The sequence below is a fragment of the Hymenobacter terrenus genome, from assembly GCF_000972495.1.
Taxonomy (GTDB): domain Bacteria; phylum Bacteroidota; class Bacteroidia; order Cytophagales; family Hymenobacteraceae; genus Hymenobacter; species Hymenobacter terrenus.
Window position 1 is genome coordinate 1 of sequence record NZ_LATM01000108.1, and the last position, 1348, is coordinate 1348.

Annotated in this window: 1 pseudogene; it reads left to right on the top strand. The window is 64.6% G+C overall.

From position 1 onward, the window contains the following. A pseudogene (locus tag WX88_RS31165) lies at positions 1-1348 on the top strand (hypothetical protein); the annotation flags it as partial.

A 1348-nucleotide genomic window follows, 5' to 3' on the forward strand; every position in this document is an offset into this window, starting at 1 on the left:
CATCAATTCGTCGAACACCGGGAACTACGGCGACGGCACCTTCGGTGACCCGGCCACGGGCTATCTGTACACGAGCACGGCCATTGCCGGCACGTACGAGTATGCCCGGGTGCTGAGTTACAGCAGCACTACGGGCCTGCTCACGCTGGCTGCGCCCCTGGTCAATGCCTATTTGAATGCTCCGGCCACGGCCACGGCCGGGCAGCGCACTTTCCAGGTGGTGCGGGTGCCCCAGTACGGCAACGTGACGCTGGGCGGCACCATTGGCGCCCTGCAATGGGACGGCGCCAAAGGCGGCATCGTGGCGATGGATGTCGCGGGCCGGCTCAACATGGGCGCATTTGCCATTTCGGCCAGCCGCCGCGGATTTCGGGGCGGGCAGGCTATCAGCAAACCAGGGGCAACAGATGATTCACCGACTGATTACCGCCGCACCTCGGATGTGACTTTTACTACTGGCTCTAAGGGGGAAGGCATCGCAGGGACCCCACGCTATACCGCATTCAGAGACATTCCCAGAACTAGTACCATCACACAAGACAATGGAGTGGAAGGCTACCCCGGTGGCAGCGATGGCAAGGGTGCGCCCGCCAACGCCGGTGGTGGAGCTTCCGCAGTTGATGGCGGCGGCGGCGGCGGCGCGGGTGCTGGCGCGGGTGGCTTCGGTGGTTTCCCATCTGACAACACGGCATCGGCGCGAGCTTTTGGTGGAAGCGCTTTTGCTACTCCTACTTCTGCCCGCCTCATCATGGGCGGTGGTGGTGGCGCAGCTAGTGCTAACAACCCCTCTACTGATATCGTCGCGGGTAGTAGCGGACTACAGGGCGGAGGCATTACTATCGTGCGAGTTGGTAGACTGACAGGTACTACCGGGGCAGCCATTAATGCTGCGGGTGAAACTGGTCCCACGTCTACCTTCACTAGTACTGGCAACAGCGACGGCAGTGGCGGCGGCGGCGGCGGCGGGACGGTCCTACTTTCGGTCCGGGATGGCTCGCCCGTAAGTGGTGTTACTGCTAATGCAGATGGTGGTCTTGGAAGCAGTAATACATCCAACGACGTTGGCCCACGTGGCCCTGGCGGCGGTGGGGGCGGCGGCTCCATCTACACCAACGTTACCCTGACCAGCACTTCCGCGGCGGGAGGCCCGGCTGGTACCACCACTAATGCAGGCGGCCCGACTCAATCCTTTGGTAGTACGGCGGGCAGCGCGGGCCGGATCGTGGTGCTGCCGCGGCCGGCGGCGACTGGTGGGGCCGGTACCGGCCAGGCCGGTACGGCCAGCGGCGGCACGATCGGCACGCAGGCCAGCGCCGACTGCAACGACGCCCCCACCGCTGCCACCGAC